Origin of the sequence: Liquorilactobacillus capillatus DSM 19910, from assembly GCF_001434915.1 — a bacterium.
Lineage (GTDB): Bacteria > Bacillota > Bacilli > Lactobacillales > Lactobacillaceae > Liquorilactobacillus > Liquorilactobacillus capillatus.
In genome coordinates, this window is sequence record NZ_AZEF01000061.1 from 48676 (window position 1) to 65213 (window position 16538).

The following is a 16538-nucleotide window of genomic DNA, read 5'->3' on the forward strand; positions in this document are numbered from 1 at the left end:
AGCGAAAAATGATTTTCGACTCAGCCCTTTTGTTTATTTCTTATCAACAATTTCCAGTTGATTGTTTGTGACCACTTTGCCTAATACTTAAATGAACAGTAAGAAAGGTGATCATTAATGATCCCTACCGCTTGTAAAAAAGAATAGACGATTGTTGGCCCCACAAATTTAAACCCCTTTTGTTGAAGTTCCAACGCGACTCTTTTAGAAAAAAGTGTTTTTGCTGGAACTTGTTCAGCATGTTCCCAATTATTGATGACAGTTCTATTATCAGCTAACTGCCAGAGTAGTTTGTTTAAGGTCGTTCCTGCCAAATGTAAAGTAGTTATAGCTTGCGCATTAGTAATGATAGCTCTTATTTTACGTTTATTTCGAATAATAGCCGGATTTTGACATAACTCTTCGACCTTAGCTGCGTCATATGCAGCTACTTTTGTAATTTCAAAATTATCAAAAGCTACCTTGAAAGCCTCACGTTTTTTAAGAACTAATTCCCAGTTTAAGCCAGCTTGCATAATTTCAAGACTTAATAGTTCGAAAATTAATCGTTCATCCTTAACCTTTTTCCCCCATTCATGATCATGATAATCACGCAGCAGTTGTCCACCTGTATTCGCCCAAGCACATCTCTGTACCATTTCAACACTCCCTTTTAGCATAATTTGCATTCACAACTATTTCTTAATACGCAAATTACTCTTCTTACAGCTAAGTCACAAAAAAGGCCAGGTCAAGTATTTCTTGACCTGGCCTTTACTTTATTTACCATCACTTTTTAGCCAACACTCTAAAAGCTGACAATAAGCTGGATGGTTACTCTTTTAAATTATTTTGACAGTTTTTCTTCACCGAGCTCAACAAAATCATAATGCAACTTGGCATTATCATTAAATTCAGCAATCGCCAACTGAATCAATTGATCAATCAAATCACTGTAATTGATCCCTGAAACCTGCCATAATTGCGGATATAATGAAATGTTTGTGAAGCCAGGTAAAGTATTGGCTTCCCCAAAGTACGGTACATCATTTTGATCAACCAAGAAATCCATCCGCGCTAATCCACGATTACCTAGAACACGAAAAGCATCTAATGACATTTGTGTAATTTCAGCAGCTAACTTTTCAGGCAGATCGACTGGTAACTCAAAAGCAACACCCGAAGCATCAACAAACTTATTGTTATAATCATAAAACGTATCTGTTTCAGGAATTCTGATTGCACCTAATTTTGATGCCTTACTCTCACGGTTACCTAAAACAGAACATTCGACTTCACGTGGGTGTTCAATTGACTCTTCGATCAAAAGTTTGAAATCATAATGGAAACCATCCCGAACTGCACGATCAAACTCAGCCTTATTAGAAACCTTAAAAATACCAACAGATGAGCCTTGGCGTGCTGGTTTAACAAAGAGTGTCTTACCTAATTCGGCACTACACTTTTCATATGAATATTCTTCTTGGTTCTCAGGCGTTACCACTAAATATTTGGTGTTGCGGACACCGTTAAGAGTCAACAACTGTTTAGTTAGGTCTTTATCAAACGAAACAGCCGATGATGCTATCCCACTACCGATCCACGGTTTATCCAGTAAACGAAACAGCCCCTGAATAGTTCCGTCTTCACCCATATTTCCATGGATTACAGGATAAAAGACATCGATATTTTTTACTTCAGAAATATTTTGAATATTGGCTAACGGATTAGAAAAATCAACTTTAGGTACAATTTCTGCAACGACTTTATCCTCATCTTCACCATTAAAGATACGCATTGAATCCTTGTTTCCTAACAGATATCCACCTTTAGTAAACATAAAAACTGAAACATCATACTTGTCTTTGTCCATTGCATCATAGATATTATGTGCTGAACGTTTTGAAACATCATGCTCCGATGAATTTCCTCCAAAAAACAGTGCAACGTGCAATTTCTTTTTATCCATAAATATATCTCATTCCTATTCCATAATCTTATTATACGGTTTTTCATATTATACGATAACTTTTAACTTAATGTACAGTATAACTGTTTTTATTTCTTTAATACCATTTAGAATCATAACACGTCAGTTAAATCTTGTCAGTTAGAAAACATTAATTACCTGCTATTTGACCCCTAAAAAAAGAATGCTCTTTTAGATAATCTTCTCTTTATAAACTCTAAAATGGTTGTTAAAATTAAGTAAAGAAGAAAGAGTGGGGTGATTATTGTGCCAATGAAGCTTTGCGGTATCATCTACATGACACCAAGGCGAATTCAACTTTCAATTATTGATTTAAAAAAGTTAATAAAAGTTGAGGATGTCTTTTCAAATGATTTCTCAAATAAAAATTACCAGTATGAACAAAATATTGGCGAGATAGCTCAGGCAATTAACGGTTATCTGCAACTAGCAAAAGATTACGGTGTTAAAAATGTCAAGCTCTGGGGCAATCAACAGCATCTTGATACTATTCGAGCACGTTATCTGGGCGAACAGATCTATATCCGTACCGGCTTACGTATAAAATGGCTTAGTACGAGTCAACTGACCTACTACAAAGCAACTGCGGTTACAGTTCACCTTGATAATTTTGAAAAACTCAGTTTAACTTCAACTTATTTACTGAGTCTAGGAATTGAACGTGCATCTTTGTCCCAATTTGACAAGCAGAAGTTTATTTCAACCTGGAATATTGATCTCGGCTCTGCCCATATAGGTGAGATCACAGAGGCTATGAAACTAAGCGCCAGTGACTCAGTTGAAGTAGTAGAGGATTATATCGGCAGCAAGCTGGAACATCTAAACCATATTTTTACTGATAACAAACGCAGTTCCAATCTTGTCTTGCAGGATGCTTCTGTTTTGGCACGTAAATTTATCCCCGCTGATCAAACTTCCTATACGATGAATATTACTGCTTTTCAGGAATTATATGCAACAGTTATCAAATCTTCTGATCAATACTTAATGAATTATTTTGACCTTGATGAAAACGATGTTAGCAGTATTATTCCTTACTTTATCCTTATTGATAAGATTATTACAATGTTGAATGCTAAGAAGATTATTATTACTAATATTGCAGTTGCCGACGGTCTTGCTATTGAGCAAGCAGCTAAACTTGGGCTGCTAAAACCTGATTTAGACGGGATAATTCTGACTTCTGCTGAAAACTTGGCGACTCGCTACTTAACTAGCCGGGCCCACAGGAAGAATGTTTCCAAATTAGCTCTACATCTTTTTGATCAGCTCAAGCGGATTCATCATCTAGGCAAACGTGAACGTCTGCTGCTTAAAATCGCCTGTACCGTTGCTGATATAGGTAATTATATTAACCAGCAAAAACATTACCGCCACTCAGCCTATATTCTTGAAGCAACTAGAATAATTGGGCTTTCAAATGACGAAAACCAAATCATTGCTGAAGTTTCCCGCTACCATAGTAGTGAATCTCCAGAAACCAATCAACCACACTTTCAAAAACTTGAACCCACTGTTCAGATGAAAGTCGCCAAGTTAGCCGCTATTTTACGTTTGGCAGACGCTTTAGATGATGCACGTGAACAAAAGATTCAGAAAATTTCTGTCTCCCTTCAGAATTCGACAATGTTTATCTATGCTTATTCTAACCAAAACATAGCTTTGGAAACATGGTCGTTTAACAATAAATCTTCTCTATTTAAAGAAGTTTTCGGAATCAATCCTATTTTAAAGCAAAGGAGACAGCAAAAATGACAAAGACAGGCTTTAGTAAACATAAATATTTTAAAAACCGCGAATTAAGCTGGCTTGATTTTAACGGTCGAGTCTTAGAAGAAGCACGCGATATTGACAATCCACTTTTAGAACGCATTAATTTTCTCGGCATTACCCAAAGTAACGTGGACGAATTCTTCATGGTTCGGGTCGCATCGTTAAATAAAATGTACTCGGTTAATATCCAGTCAACAGATGCATCCGGAATGACACCTAAACAGCAAATTGATGCAATTAATGAACAAGAACAGAAAATGGTTGCTAAGCGCTACACAACTTATAACCGCTCACTTTTACCGCAACTTGCTAAAAATGCTATTAAAATTATCACTCCCCAAGAAACAACTGCAGACCAATATAAGTTTATTAAACGTTACTTTAATGACGAACTGTATCCTGTTCTTACACCCTTAGCGGATGATTCATCCCGACCGTTCCCCTTCATTAGCAATAATTCACTAAATCTAGCGATCCGGATTCGTGAAACAGCTAATCATACTAATAAACGGTTCGCAACAGTTCGTATCCCTGAAGTCTTTGGGCGGCTCATCAAGATGCCTAATAGCGAAAACACTTTTATCTTAATTGAAGATATTATTAAGGAATTCATTGAAAATCTATTTTCAGGTTATAAGATCAGTGAAGCAGCTGCTTATCGAGTTATTCGCGATATGGATCTCGATGTTGCTGAAGAAGACACCTCTGACTTACTGCGTGAAGTTCAAAAGCAACTTAAGAAAAGAGAACACGGCGGAATTATGCGGCTTGAAATTGAAAATAAGATGGGACATCATCTCAGTGAGCGTTTGATAAAAACACTTGAAGTTGATAAAAAAGCCGTTTATCGGATCAATGGTCCGATCGACCTCTCCTTTTTGAAAAAACTACCCGGCTTAGTCACTGGACACCCAGAGTTACGCTATCCAACGTATACTGCTTATGTTGCGCCTCAATTAGCTCCGGGCAAGAATATTTTTTCCGCTATCCGACAACAAGATTATCTCATGCAGCATCCATATGATTCCTTCAGTTCGGTCGTTCAGTTTATCGCTCAAGCAGCGTTGGATCCCAACACGTTGGCGATCAAAATGACCTTGTACCGTGTTTCGGGTAACTCACCAATTATTAAGTATCTCGGACTGGCTGCCCAGCACGGAAAGCAAGTAACTGCTCTTGTCGAAGTTAAGGCTCGCTTTGATGAGGAGAATAACGTCCGGTGGGCTAAACAGCTTGAAAAAATGGGCTGCCACGTTATTTACGGGTTAGTTGGTTTGAAGACCCACTGCAAGCTCACCCTTGTTATCCGCCGTGACGAAGATGGGATTAGACGGTATATGCATTTAGGAACTGGTAATTATAACGATGTTACTGCTAATTTTTATACTGATATGGGTATTTTGACTGCTAATCCTGACATGGGGATCGATGCTTCTAATATCTTCAATATGTTATCAGGCTATGCTAAGCCGCCTTATTTCCATAAATTACATCTTTCGCCTAAAAAAATTCGTTCATTTATTAATAAGAAAATTGACGCTGAGATCACTGCTGCTCAAAACGGTCAACCCGCAGCAATCAAGATGAAGATGAACTCTCTTTCAGACCAGAAAATTATTGAGAAACTCTACGAGGCTTCAGCTGCTGGAGTTAAAATTAATTTGATTATCCGGGGGATCTGTTGTTTAAAAACTATGATTCCCGGCGTTAGTGAAAATATCCAAGTTCATTCAATTATCGGTCGCTTTTTAGAACACAGTCGCATCTATTACTTTTATAATAGTGGTAATGAAGACGTTTATCTTTCAAGTGCAGATATGATGACCCGCAATCTTAATCGCCGAGTTGAACTTTTATTCCCCGTTTTACAGGATGACTTACGCCAAAAAGTTATTGCAATCTTTGCGACTATGTGGCAAGACAACATCAAAACCCGGGTCTTACATGGTGAAAGCTTTACCAAAATCGATCGCCGTGGTCTGGCTCCTTTAAATATCCAAGAACACTTTGTTCAAGAAGCACAGAAAAAAAATAAACTGCTACTGAAACAAAAACGTGCTATCAAAAAAGAAAATACTACTTTTCAACCAATGACGCGCCATGAAAGTATGGTTCACTTATCTAATGATGGGGAGGGAGAATAAACATGGAAAACTTCGTTGTAATTGACCTTGGTTCAAACTCACTTCGGATGACGATCTCTGAAATAGACGATAATAATGATGTTAGTGTTACCCATCAACTGAAAGAAATGGTGCGTTTATCAGAAAATATGGGCCCAGAAAAGATACTGCAAAAAGAACCGATTGAACGGACACTTAAAGCCCTAGCTATTTTTAAAGAGACTTACACCAAACTTAAGAATGTGCATATAACGGCTTTAGCAACAGCCGCTGTAAGGCAAGCCGCAAATCAAACAGCTTTTCTTAAGTTAGTAAAGAAACAAATCGGCATCGATTTTAATGTTATCTCAGGTAAACGTGAAGCTTACCTTGATTTTTTAGCTGTTACGCGGACACTTCCAATTAAAGATAAATGTATTATCATGGATACTGGTGGTGCCAGCACAGAACTGGTCCTAGTTGAAAAGAACAAGATTAGTGATCTTATCAGTCTCCCTTTCGGCTCAGTTACACTCTCACAGGAATTTGCTTTAGATGATGATATCACTGCATCCAAGCTCTTCAAAGCCATGACTTTTGTTGAGAAAAAAATCACCGATATCAACTGGCTCTTTAATGCTCATAAAGCACAATTAGTCGTACTCGGTGGCAGTAACCGGACTTTAGCTAAGATTGCACGTCGTGAGCAGCACCAAAATAAATTGACCAGTATTCATGGTTACAAACTCACTAGTGATGCAGCTTTTGATATTTTTGCCAACTTAGTCGATTTAAACCAAGCTAAACGAGAAAAGATCCCTGGTCTCGCCAAAGCACGTGCTGATGTTATTGTCGGCGGTTTAATTCCAATTTCATTGATTTTACGAACACTCCATATTACAGATATTCTATTTTCGAATAATGGTCTGCGTGAAGGTGCCCTGCTTGATTATCTCGATTCAAAATGCTAATCTTACTTTTTTATAGTTAAACTAATAAGTTAGCGAACCTAATAGAGGATCAGTCCTAAATTATTTTTGGACTGATCCTCTGTTTACTTGTTTCAGATAAGACTTGAAGATAACTGCTTACCCGTAACTTATGTCTATTAGACTACTTTAACTAATGTATTATCTGCTAATATTATTTTGTCAAAGTGCCAAGACGGCATCGTCTGCCTTAATCGTTACCAGCATCTCGTTTGGCATCTTACCATACTTACGTTCGGGATGTGTAACATTATATTCACAGATGTCTAATGCACACAGAAATAACAAACAGCGTTGCACTTTCTTACTAGGAATCTCAAAAGGATGCATCGTCTCATATCCCTGCAAGAAACTATTACGTAGTGCTGGTTCCTTAACTTCGTTATAGAAGAACTTAATAAAGTCTTGATAAGGTGTTCCTATATGTGAACGTTCAAAATCAATTAGAATGTCGCGTCCCTTATAATGCATAATATTACGAATGCTGAAATCACCATGCAAAACAACTTTAGGAAGCTGAGCATACTCCATATCGGCTTGTTCGAAGTCTATTCCTAAGGTTTGGTGAACATCGTTGACTAGCATTTGATACTTTGTATCCTGTAGCTGAGCAACCTGATACTGAATTTGTTCCGAGAGCCGTTTATCACTCTGGTGCACAGTTACCTTACCCGTTAATTTCTGATGAAAATCACCCAATAGCCGGCCAAAAGCGTAGACTCGTTTCCGGCCAAGCTTCTGAGCTGAAATATCTTTCATTTCACGGTCTTTGAGTGTTACAACATAACGATTTTCAAAAATAACGCTGTCCAGATAAATCTCTGGGTAATAAACTTGATTAACGTGCTGTTCCGCGTAAAACATATCCCGCTCTTTAAAAATCTTGACAAACAATGGGCTTTTGAAAACCTTACTGTAGCCAATTAAATGTTGATTACCAGCTACATCATGAATACTCTTTAAATTTGCCTGATAATAATCATTTAAGAACTCGACTAGCATATGTCTTCCTCCCCTACTATGTACTAACTTAATTGTACTTAAGAACATTCTAAATAGCAAGAAGCCCCGTTGCTCAACTACTGTTTGCCTCATTAATGTTTCCTTTGTTAGTCTACGTTTTAAGCTTTAATGAGGTATATTTACATCACCAATGTTATAGTTTAATTAAGAACATTCACTGAAGGAGGGAAGTTCCAATGGGAATCTTTAATAATGACAAGATTAAGGGAATTTTGGTCGATCGTGGTCTCGATGACGTAACAAACGCAACATCAGAACAAGTTGAAGCGATCTTAGGCGAACTTGACAAGAAAAACCTTTTACGCAATGATAAACGACTCTTAATTAAAGATCGCAGTGATGATTCTAAGATTTCTTATCTTCGTGCACTCGTAGAACAAAACTGGATCTTAATCGCACAAAATGACAAGATAATTCAACTTTTGCATGAACAAAAAAAGATTAGTCAACCTCAAGATAGATAACTCGTTTCCCCCTTGACTGTCTCCCTTCCATCACTTCTATTCTAACTTATCAAGCTCAAGCTAAATCATTTAATGTTAGCCGTCAGACTTCCGTAAAACAGCGGAATAAGCTGACGGTTTTAAATTAACTCTGTAAAAACTGATCAATTTTTCCTAACACTACTTTACATTCAAAATAATACTTGTTACGCTTTTATATATCGAAAGGATGTGCCCTCCCATTATTAATCGAATATCATTAAAAAATAACGCTAAACGGACCTTGAACCAAAATTACATTTATTTTTTTAAACTATTTTTACTGACTTTTGTCGTTTACTTCATTAACTCTGTTGCTAGCCGTAATGCCTTCAACTTAGAACAGTATCTCTCCTCAGAACAGATGAATTATTCAATTATCTGGAATGTTTGGTCGCTTACTGATATTATTTTTTCACTCATTTTTTCAGTCTTAATTATTAGCATAATGTTCGCATGTATTGATATTCAGCGGCATAAGCAAGCACTGGATAACCCTTACGTTGATTGCCTCAAACTATTCCACCGTCGTGAATACGTTGCCGCAATGATTGTCATCTCGCTTTTACAAACCTTCTGGATTTTTCTATGGTCATTACTCTTCTTCATCCCAGGAATTATCAAATCAATCGCTTATTCGCAGGCTATCTATATTTACCGTGATCAACTTGAACAAGGCCATAAGATTAGTTATATCCAAGCTATCACGCAAAGTCGAATTCTAATGAATAATCATAAATGGGAATACTTCGTTTTACAGTTAAGTTTCATCGGATACTGGTTTTTAACCATTATTACTAGCGGGATAACTGCTGTTTGGACACTGCCTTACTATCAACTGACAATGGCTAATTACTACATTGCTTTAACAAAACAAGCTTAACTGCTGTGCCTTGTTATAAACTAAAATTGTATAAATAGTTATTATTTCTATATTTAAAAGGGTGTAAGATAAGTTAATAACATCTAAGCTTTAACTCAAAACCAGTAAAAACTTGGATCAAGTTTAACGTTTAACTTAGACTCCTTTTTTGTTCCAGCAAACTAAGCTGATATTAATTAATACCTCATATTTATTATTGATAACTTATGTATAAATAATTATTAACTGGAGAAAGTTAAAGATTTAATACTTGACCGTCCACCAGTTAAAGTTGTACACTACTTTTGTTGTTTAAAATCAATCTCAAAAAAGGATTTTATCTTGACTTCATATCAAGATAAAACCCCCAGGAAGTAGCAGGTAGCTCAACGTTTGCGAATCGTTTTAATTAAACGCTACCCACTATTATGATAATACAATGTGTAATTTATTACAATAGACTAACTCCAAGTTAAGAACCATACCAGCTGATACCTTGGTATGGTTCTTTTAATATATTTAAATTTGTACTCACAAAAAGCAGCGTTACTTTCCATATGTATTAGATAATCTGTTTCACATCATCTAGATTGACACCTGCTCTAAAAATAATTCAACATAAAAATATAAATTCCACTGATAGTTAATACTTCATAGTTATTTTAGAGGTTAATTCAATGATTTCAGTTAACAAAGAACCAATCATCATTGTTGTAACAAACGGTGCTTATCAGTTCTAAAATTAATTTAACCGACAGAACCTTCTACTTTATAAACTACTTTCTCATAAAAAACCACTTAAAGTAGCGTTAAAATATTTTATAACTACTCATTGTAGTCTTTTTAAAATGAATCTACTTTTAGTAGTATTATCAAGTTATATTTTAGAAAGGACACTACTCTATGTTCTCACAAAGATTAAAGGAATTAAGAACTAGCAAAGATTATACACAAGAATATGTTGGGAAAATAGTTCATGTTTCTAGCAAAACTGTTGGTGCTTGGGAGCGTGGAACAAGACAGCCCAATATAGAAGCTATACAAGTTTTATCTGATTTATTCAATGTATCAACTGATTTTTTACTAGGCAAGAATTCTGAAGGTAAGCATTCTCAAGATAAAATTGATTTAAAAAGTTTTCTTGATGAAGACCTTGAAAAAGGAATGACTTATGCCAATGAAGAACTTACTGAGGAAGACAAAGAAAAGCTAAAGATTGCACTTACTCAAATTTTTTGGAAACATCACAAGAACAATACATAAAGGTGTGTTGCTATGCTGGATTATTAAAAAAGTTTTCAATAGAGGAATTTGGTATACCGTATAATCATTTTGCTAACTAAGATTGCATTTAGGAGAATTAAAATGAAAAGAATATATTTATTGGGTTTAATTGCAAGCTCCTCTCTTTTGCTTGTTGCATGCGGAAATAATAGTTCTACAGGTAAAGGTAACAACTTTTCCAAAGCCAAATTAGAAAGTATCGCAAAGGAAAACTCAAGCAAAAAAGCATCTAGTATTGCATTGAAGAAAAAACAAGTATCTGAAAGTAAGGCTAAGTTAGAAAGCGAAGCCAAAGCTAAGTCCATGAGTACCGCATCTTCGCAATCTACGGCTGCATCCGTTGCGTCTTCACAATCTGCATCGTCAACAAGTGTGGCTGCTAATTCTTCTTCACTTGCTACTCAACAAAGTAGTTCTAATGCAACTGCCTCTACTCAAGTCTCTTCCGTTTCAAGTCAATCTTCCAGTTCGTCATCTCCTGCTGCCTCAGGCGCAGCAATCAACAATACTGCCGAGGCCGTAGCAGCTGTGGAAGCAAAATTTGGTGATAATAACGGCGATTGGCAATGGGGCTGCTTGTTTAACGACGAAAACGGTTATTTTGTAAAGGCTATTTCTAAAAGCTCTATAGATAACGGATCAATGACTGGAACAGCAATGAGTGTAACCGTTCATAAAGATGGCTCAATCACGCAAAACTAAACTAGCTGTTTCGTACAACTTGAATTAACAGCTTTTACTTAAAATTTGAAAAAATAGGTTATTGGAGATTATATACTAGGGAGATTAAAATGAACAAAAAAGCGTAATTTGTGCCACCCTTTCTTCTATTTTTTTATTATCCGCATGTAGTAACAGATCTACATCAAACAAAGCAAATAATTCTTCAAAGAAAACAAAATCTATTTCTGAAAGTGAATCCGAAAAAAAGTTTAGCTCTTCCGTTTCTACGGAATATGCTCAAGAATCAAAAACTAAAAGCGAGAGCGAGTCGAACGCTAAAACACCTTCCCAGAATTCGAATTCTAACAGTTCATCTAGTAACTCCGATTCAGTGTCTAGTTCATCAGAATCTTCAAGTAATGAGTACGCAAATATAACTGCGAAAATTGATATTAAAAATGCAAATCAATATAGTGATTCTGATTTAATGTCAAAGGGTGCAGGTATAGAACTCAAGGATTTTTACATAAGGGATTTAGGAGCAGATAGCTTCAAAGAGTATCACCTTTTGGTTACACCTACCGCAGATGGCGGACAAGAGTTCCTTGTTATTGGTAAAAGTTCATCCAAATTAAAAATTGGGGACACGATACTGTTGACGGTTCTTTGAGTGGTTGGGGAAATGTTAATAGTAATCAGATAAACGAGGGAATCATTTCTCAGTACAAGGGAGACAAAGTCATTTTAGTAAGTGTTGATAAAATTAATAAGCAATAGTTTTTTAATTTTCAAAATAAGGAGAGTAGAGTTTTAGAGTGTTAGGAAAAATGGTATATTTTATTAGTGGTAATCATATATAAAGATATCATAAAGTCCAAATTCTGATGACTTAAAAAGCTGAAATTTTATAGGGGGAGCTTTTTTTTATGAAATCTCAAAAGCTTGTATTAACAAATGGAATTGTTGGTTTAGTTGGAGGAATTGTTTTACTTTTCGGAGGCTGGTTTGTTATTGGTGGTGCAATTAGTGATGTTGCTAATAATACTACAAGTGGAACATCAGGAATGGCTATTATACTCGAAATTTTAAAAATTGCAATCTTAGCTTTAGGTATTATTGCGGCTGTCTATTATAAAGGCGATGCTCGTGTTGGAACAGCTCCAAGTGTTTTACTAATTGTTGGTGGAGCAGTCGCCTTAATCCCGTTTTTAGGTTGGATTGGTGGTATAGTTTCAATTGTTGGTGGTTCAATATACTTAGCTAAACTTAAAAACTTTAAAGCACATAATTTGAGCGACTAAGACAATTGCCCTTTCGAGGAATTTTATTTAGCAATGAAACAAAGTATCAAATATTACTCGTATAGTCCAAAAACTGACGACTTAAAAAGCTGAATTATTAGGGAGGTATCAAAATGAACAAATTTTCAAAGCTTGGACTGGTATCAGTTGTTGCTCTATCCATTTCAGGAATATCTTTTTTAGGAGAATCAACTAATGGTGCTAACACAGTTTATGCAAAAGCCCAACAAACAGCTTTAGGTGCTGGAAGCTTTAAAGTTGGTAAGAGTAAAGATATAAAGCCAGGTAGATACATAATAAAAGCTACTAACGGTAGTGGGAATGTTTCTAATAGTACAGGTAGTCTTAATTTAATACTTGGGCAGACACCCGATGAAAATAGTGGCCAAGTAGATTCTTACACTACTACCTTGAAAAAAGGAGACACTGTACAACTTGAAGGGATTGAGAGTACCAGCTTCTCCCCTGCTGGAAAAAGAACTTACAAAACACAATTAAATGCTGGGGATTGGGTTGTTGGCAAAGATATCAAGCCGGGGCGGTATATAATAACCGCTATAAGTGGTAGTGGCAACATCTCTACCGATGATGGTGATGTTAATGAAATACTGGGGACTACTAGCGATGAAAATTCGGGTCAAGTCACCAAAGTTACTGCCGATTTAACCAAAGGACAAGTTTTGAGTACAGGATTAGAGCAAATAAACTTAGCTAAAGATTAGAGGAAAAACAAATGAAGAAAAATCGTTTACTTTTGAATACACTTACTGGGGTTTTGGATATAATAAATTGTCTTTTGTTTACCGTTTCATGGTTTGTAGTTATTAGTGAAGCAGTAAGCACTAGTCATACAAGTAGTGCAGGATTCTTTTACGCAATGGCTTGGATTGGTGTAGTTGTTAATATCATTGCACTTGTTCAGTCAAAGAGACATGGTATTTCACTTGTTGGGTCAGTTTTGGGCATTATTGGTAGTGCATTATTCGGTTTAACTGCAGCAATGGCTTTCCCTGCAATCGTAGTTTTGATTGTCGCAGCTGTATTCATCATGCTTCAGCACCCTTCTAAAAACGCGGCTTCAACAACACAGATAAAATAAAATTACTAAAAAGCTTAGCATTTAGATGCTGGCTTTTGAATACATAGTGCATCAAATTTACTCTAAGCATACAAGAAGCTGCTAGACGAGGACATATCATCACCAAAGAGGATTTTGAGGCTAAGAAGAAACAGATACTTGGTATATAGATAATTGCCTTTTCGAGGGCTTTTATTTAGTACTTTAATCGAACGTACGTGCGCATTTTTAGATATGAATACGCAAATATTGATTTTAAAAAACGAATTATATGGTTTTTCAACCTGAATTACGTATTTTCTTATATTTTATAAACATTGGAGGCTATACACTATGAAAATAACTAGTTATAAAAATAAAAAAGGAGAAACACGTTATAAATTACGCGTTTTTTTAGGTTATGACCCGGTAACGGGGAAAAAATACGAAACCACTCGACAAGGGTTCGTTACTAGAACTGAAGCTAAAAATAAAGCCAGCCAGCTACAAATAGAATTTTCAAGTGGCAAGTTAGCTAAAAAAAACAACACTATAAAAACATTCCAAGAGCTGTTTGACTTATGGTTTGAATCATATCAAACTACAGTTAAACAATCGACAGCTACTGATTGCTGGTGGCTATATAAGCGTTATATAAAGCCTAAATTTGGAAAGCTTAAAATAGAAAAGATAAACGTACCTTTTTGTCAAAAAGCCGTTAACTATTGGCACAAAAGATATCGTCAGTATCGACATATTAAAAATTTAACAGCTCAAATATTAAACTACGCTATTAATTTAGAAATTATTGACAGTAATCCCATGAAGAAAACTGTTGTACCACGTCCCCTATCCAAAAATGATAATAAAGAAAATTTCTATACACATGATGAATTAAAATATTTTTTTGAATGTCTAGATACCATTGGCGATAAAAGGTATATTACATTTTTTAGGCTACTAGCATATACGGGATTGCGAAAAAGCGAGGCTTTAAGCCTCCAATGGAAAGATATTGATTATAAAAATAACAGTGTAAAAATATATAAAACACTGTATTTTGATGCAAGAGCACATAGGGTTATAGTCCAAACCCCTAAAACAGCCTCCTCTGAACGAGAAATAGAACTAGATGCCAAAACGATTTCTTTATTGAAATCATGGAGACTCGATCAGCGAGAAAGGCTTCTTAAAAGTGGCATTAATTCAATGACTAGTGATCAATTTATGTTTACTCAGATGGAAACAAATAAATTGTTAATCCCAAATAGAGTAAATGACTGGCTTAATTGGATTTATAAAAAATATCCTCAAAAAAAGATCACTGTTCATGGCTTTAGACATACTCATGCTTCTTTACTTTTTGAAGCAGGAGCATCTATCAAAGAAGTACAAGACAGATTAGGACATTCAAACTCAAAAACAACGCTTGATATTTATACCCATGTAACACAAAGAGCCAAACGTGATACAGCAGAAAAATTTGCAAAATTCATGGACAAATAAGCCAAAAGCAGCATGTTGTCGTTAAATTTGTCGTTAATTTTCCAAAAATAAAAAAATAAAAAGCCACAAACGTTAATATAACAACGTTTACGGCTAGTCATACTTGTTTAACCAACAGAACCTTCCATCTGGTATTCTATTAGTCGATTAAGTTCTACTGCGTATTCCATTGGTAGTTCCTTAGTAAAGGGCTCTACGAATCCCATAATGATCATTTCAGTAGCTTTTTCTTCTGTGATCCCCCGACTCATTAAATAATAAAGTTGTTCTTCGGATATCTTAGAGACTTTAGCTTCATGTTCCATCGAAACATTACCGTTTTTAATTTCATTGAAGGGGATCGTATCACTGGCACTCTTATCATCTAAAATAATCGTATCACACTCTACATGTGAAAAAGAACCATCACTGTTGCGACCAAAGCGAACCTTACCGCGGTAGTCGACCCGGCCACCATCCTTACACAAAGATTTAGAGACGATCGAGCTTGAAGTCTCCTTGGCATTATGAATCATTCTAGCTCCCGTATCAGAATCAATATTCTTACCTGCAAAAGCAATTGACAGCATCGTTCCATGTGCACCGCGCCCATTCAGATAAACACTCGGATATTTCATCGTAACCTTAGACCCTAAGTTGCCATCGACCCATTCCATCGTTGCATTTTCAAGTGCTTGTGCACGTTTGGTCTCAAGACTATAGACATTATCTGACCAGTTTTGAATAGTCGTATAACGGCAATACGCATCCTTTAAAACATTAACTTCGACAACTGCTGCATGCAAACTATCTTCTGAATAATTCGGTGCTGTACAACCTTCGACATAATTAATGCTGGCGCCTTCATCAACGATGATCAAAGTCCGTTCAAATTGACCGCTGTTCCCCGCATTGATCCGGAAGTAACTCTGGATGGGAACCTCAGTCTTAACACCCTTAGGTACATAAATAAATGTCCCGCCTGACCAAACTGCAGAATTGAGTGCTGCGAACTTATTATCAGCAGGTGGTACTAACTTACCGAAATACTTGCGTACTAATTCAGGGTACTTTTGCAAAGCAGAATCAGTATCCATAAAGATGATCCCTAACTTCTCAAAATCCTCCCGAATATTGTGATAAACAACTTCTGACTCATATTGCGCGGATGAGCCAGCAAGATACTTACGTTCTGCTTCAGGAACCCCTAAACGGTCAAAGGTATTTTTGATATCGTCAGGAACATCTTCCCATTTACGTGCCACACTATTGCTATCTCGTCTAAAATAATTAATCCGGTCCAAATTAATATCGGATAAATCTGGGCCAAAATCTGGCAGCGCCATCTTTTTATAACGCTCAAATGATTTCAAACGAAAATCCAACATCCATTTGGGCTCGTTCTTAGCCTTTGAAATCTGGCGTACGATATCTTCATTCAAACCCTCACCAGTCGTCAGAATAGGCTTGATATCATCTTTAAACCCATATTTATATTCTCCGCCTAAGCCAAGCATATTTGCATCTGCCATTTAGAGACCCTCCTCT

The 16538-nt window shown here is 36.1% G+C and carries 15 protein-coding genes; 11 read left to right on the forward strand and 4 right to left on the reverse strand.

All coding sequences use genetic code 11. The features are described 5' to 3' along the window. Nucleotides 1–80: 80 nt before the first annotated feature. Nucleotides 81–638: a DNA-3-methyladenine glycosylase I gene (locus tag FC81_RS10385; protein ID WP_057746844.1), complete on the reverse strand. Its 558-nt coding sequence runs from the start codon at nucleotides 636–638 to the stop codon at nucleotides 81–83. A gap of 188 nt (nucleotides 639–826) precedes the next feature. Next, the gene (locus tag FC81_RS10390) at nucleotides 827–1948 is read right to left on the reverse strand and encodes a D-alanine--D-alanine ligase family protein (RefSeq protein ID WP_057746670.1); all 1122 of its coding nucleotides are present in this window, start codon (nucleotides 1946–1948) and stop codon (nucleotides 827–829) included. A gap of 273 nt (nucleotides 1949–2221) precedes the next feature. Between FC81_RS10390 and FC81_RS10395 the strand changes: the two genes are divergently transcribed. The 3 genes from FC81_RS10395 to FC81_RS10405 are packed head-to-tail and all read left to right on the forward strand — an operon-like array spanning nucleotide 2222 to nucleotide 6815. Further along, complete coding sequence (locus tag FC81_RS10395) at nucleotides 2222–3724, forward strand: hypothetical protein (RefSeq protein WP_057746847.1); 1503 nt, start codon at nucleotides 2222–2224, stop codon at nucleotides 3722–3724. Further along, the gene (locus FC81_RS10400) at nucleotides 3721–5886 is read left to right on the forward strand and encodes an RNA degradosome polyphosphate kinase (RefSeq protein WP_057746672.1); all 2166 of its coding nucleotides are present in this window, start codon (nucleotides 3721–3723) and stop codon (nucleotides 5884–5886) included. Before FC81_RS10395 ends, FC81_RS10400 begins: the two co-directional genes overlap by 4 nt. A 2-nt stretch (nucleotides 5887–5888) precedes the next feature. Further along, a complete protein-coding gene (locus FC81_RS10405) occupies nucleotides 5889–6815 on the forward strand; it encodes a Ppx/GppA family phosphatase (RefSeq protein ID WP_057746675.1) in 927 nt (308 codons plus the stop codon). 180 nt (nucleotides 6816–6995) lie between these two features. Here the strand turns inward: FC81_RS10405 and FC81_RS10410 are convergent, their stop codons facing one another. Beyond that, nucleotides 6996–7835, reverse strand: a complete 840-nt coding sequence (locus tag FC81_RS10410; protein WP_057746678.1) for an aminoglycoside phosphotransferase family protein — start codon at nucleotides 7833–7835, stop codon at nucleotides 6996–6998. Between the two features lie 197 nt (nucleotides 7836–8032). Between FC81_RS10410 and FC81_RS10415 the strand changes: the two genes are divergently transcribed. From FC81_RS10415 to FC81_RS10460, 8 genes are all read left to right on the forward strand, one after another. Further along, nucleotides 8033–8320, forward strand: a complete 288-nt coding sequence (locus FC81_RS10415; RefSeq protein WP_057746681.1) for a hypothetical protein — start codon at nucleotides 8033–8035, stop codon at nucleotides 8318–8320. A gap of 208 nt (nucleotides 8321–8528) precedes the next feature. Then, the gene (locus tag FC81_RS10420) at nucleotides 8529–9221 is read left to right on the forward strand and encodes a DUF975 family protein (protein ID WP_057746684.1); all 693 of its coding nucleotides are present in this window, start codon (nucleotides 8529–8531) and stop codon (nucleotides 9219–9221) included. 882 nt (nucleotides 9222–10103) lie between these two features. Beyond that, complete coding sequence (locus tag FC81_RS10425) at nucleotides 10104–10463, forward strand: helix-turn-helix transcriptional regulator (RefSeq protein WP_057746687.1); 360 nt, start codon at nucleotides 10104–10106, stop codon at nucleotides 10461–10463. A gap of 102 nt (nucleotides 10464–10565) precedes the next feature. Further along, a complete protein-coding gene (locus FC81_RS10430) occupies nucleotides 10566–11186 on the forward strand; it encodes a hypothetical protein (RefSeq protein ID WP_057746690.1) in 621 nt (206 codons plus the stop codon). Between the two features lie 887 nt (nucleotides 11187–12073). After that, nucleotides 12074–12448, forward strand: coding sequence for a hypothetical protein (locus FC81_RS10445; protein WP_057746698.1), 375 nt, complete (start codon nucleotides 12074–12076; stop codon nucleotides 12446–12448). Nucleotides 12449–12561: 113 nt separating this feature from the next. Beyond that, entirely contained in the window at nucleotides 12562–13170 is a 609-nt protein-coding gene (locus FC81_RS10450) for a hypothetical protein (RefSeq protein ID WP_057746701.1), read from the forward strand. 11 nt (nucleotides 13171–13181) lie between these two features. Continuing rightward, complete coding sequence (locus FC81_RS10455) at nucleotides 13182–13547, forward strand: hypothetical protein (RefSeq protein WP_057746704.1); 366 nt, start codon at nucleotides 13182–13184, stop codon at nucleotides 13545–13547. A 312-nt stretch (nucleotides 13548–13859) separates the two neighbouring features. Further along, nucleotides 13860–15011, forward strand: coding sequence for a tyrosine-type recombinase/integrase (locus FC81_RS10460; RefSeq protein ID WP_057746706.1), 1152 nt, complete (start codon nucleotides 13860–13862; stop codon nucleotides 15009–15011). 107 nt (nucleotides 15012–15118) lie between these two features. Here FC81_RS10460 and sufB read toward each other — a convergent pair whose 3' ends face one another. Next, complete coding sequence (sufB, locus tag FC81_RS10465; RefSeq protein ID WP_057746708.1) at nucleotides 15119–16522, reverse strand: Fe-S cluster assembly protein SufB; 1404 nt, start codon at nucleotides 16520–16522, stop codon at nucleotides 15119–15121. Between the last annotated feature and the right edge of the window lie 16 nt (nucleotides 16523–16538).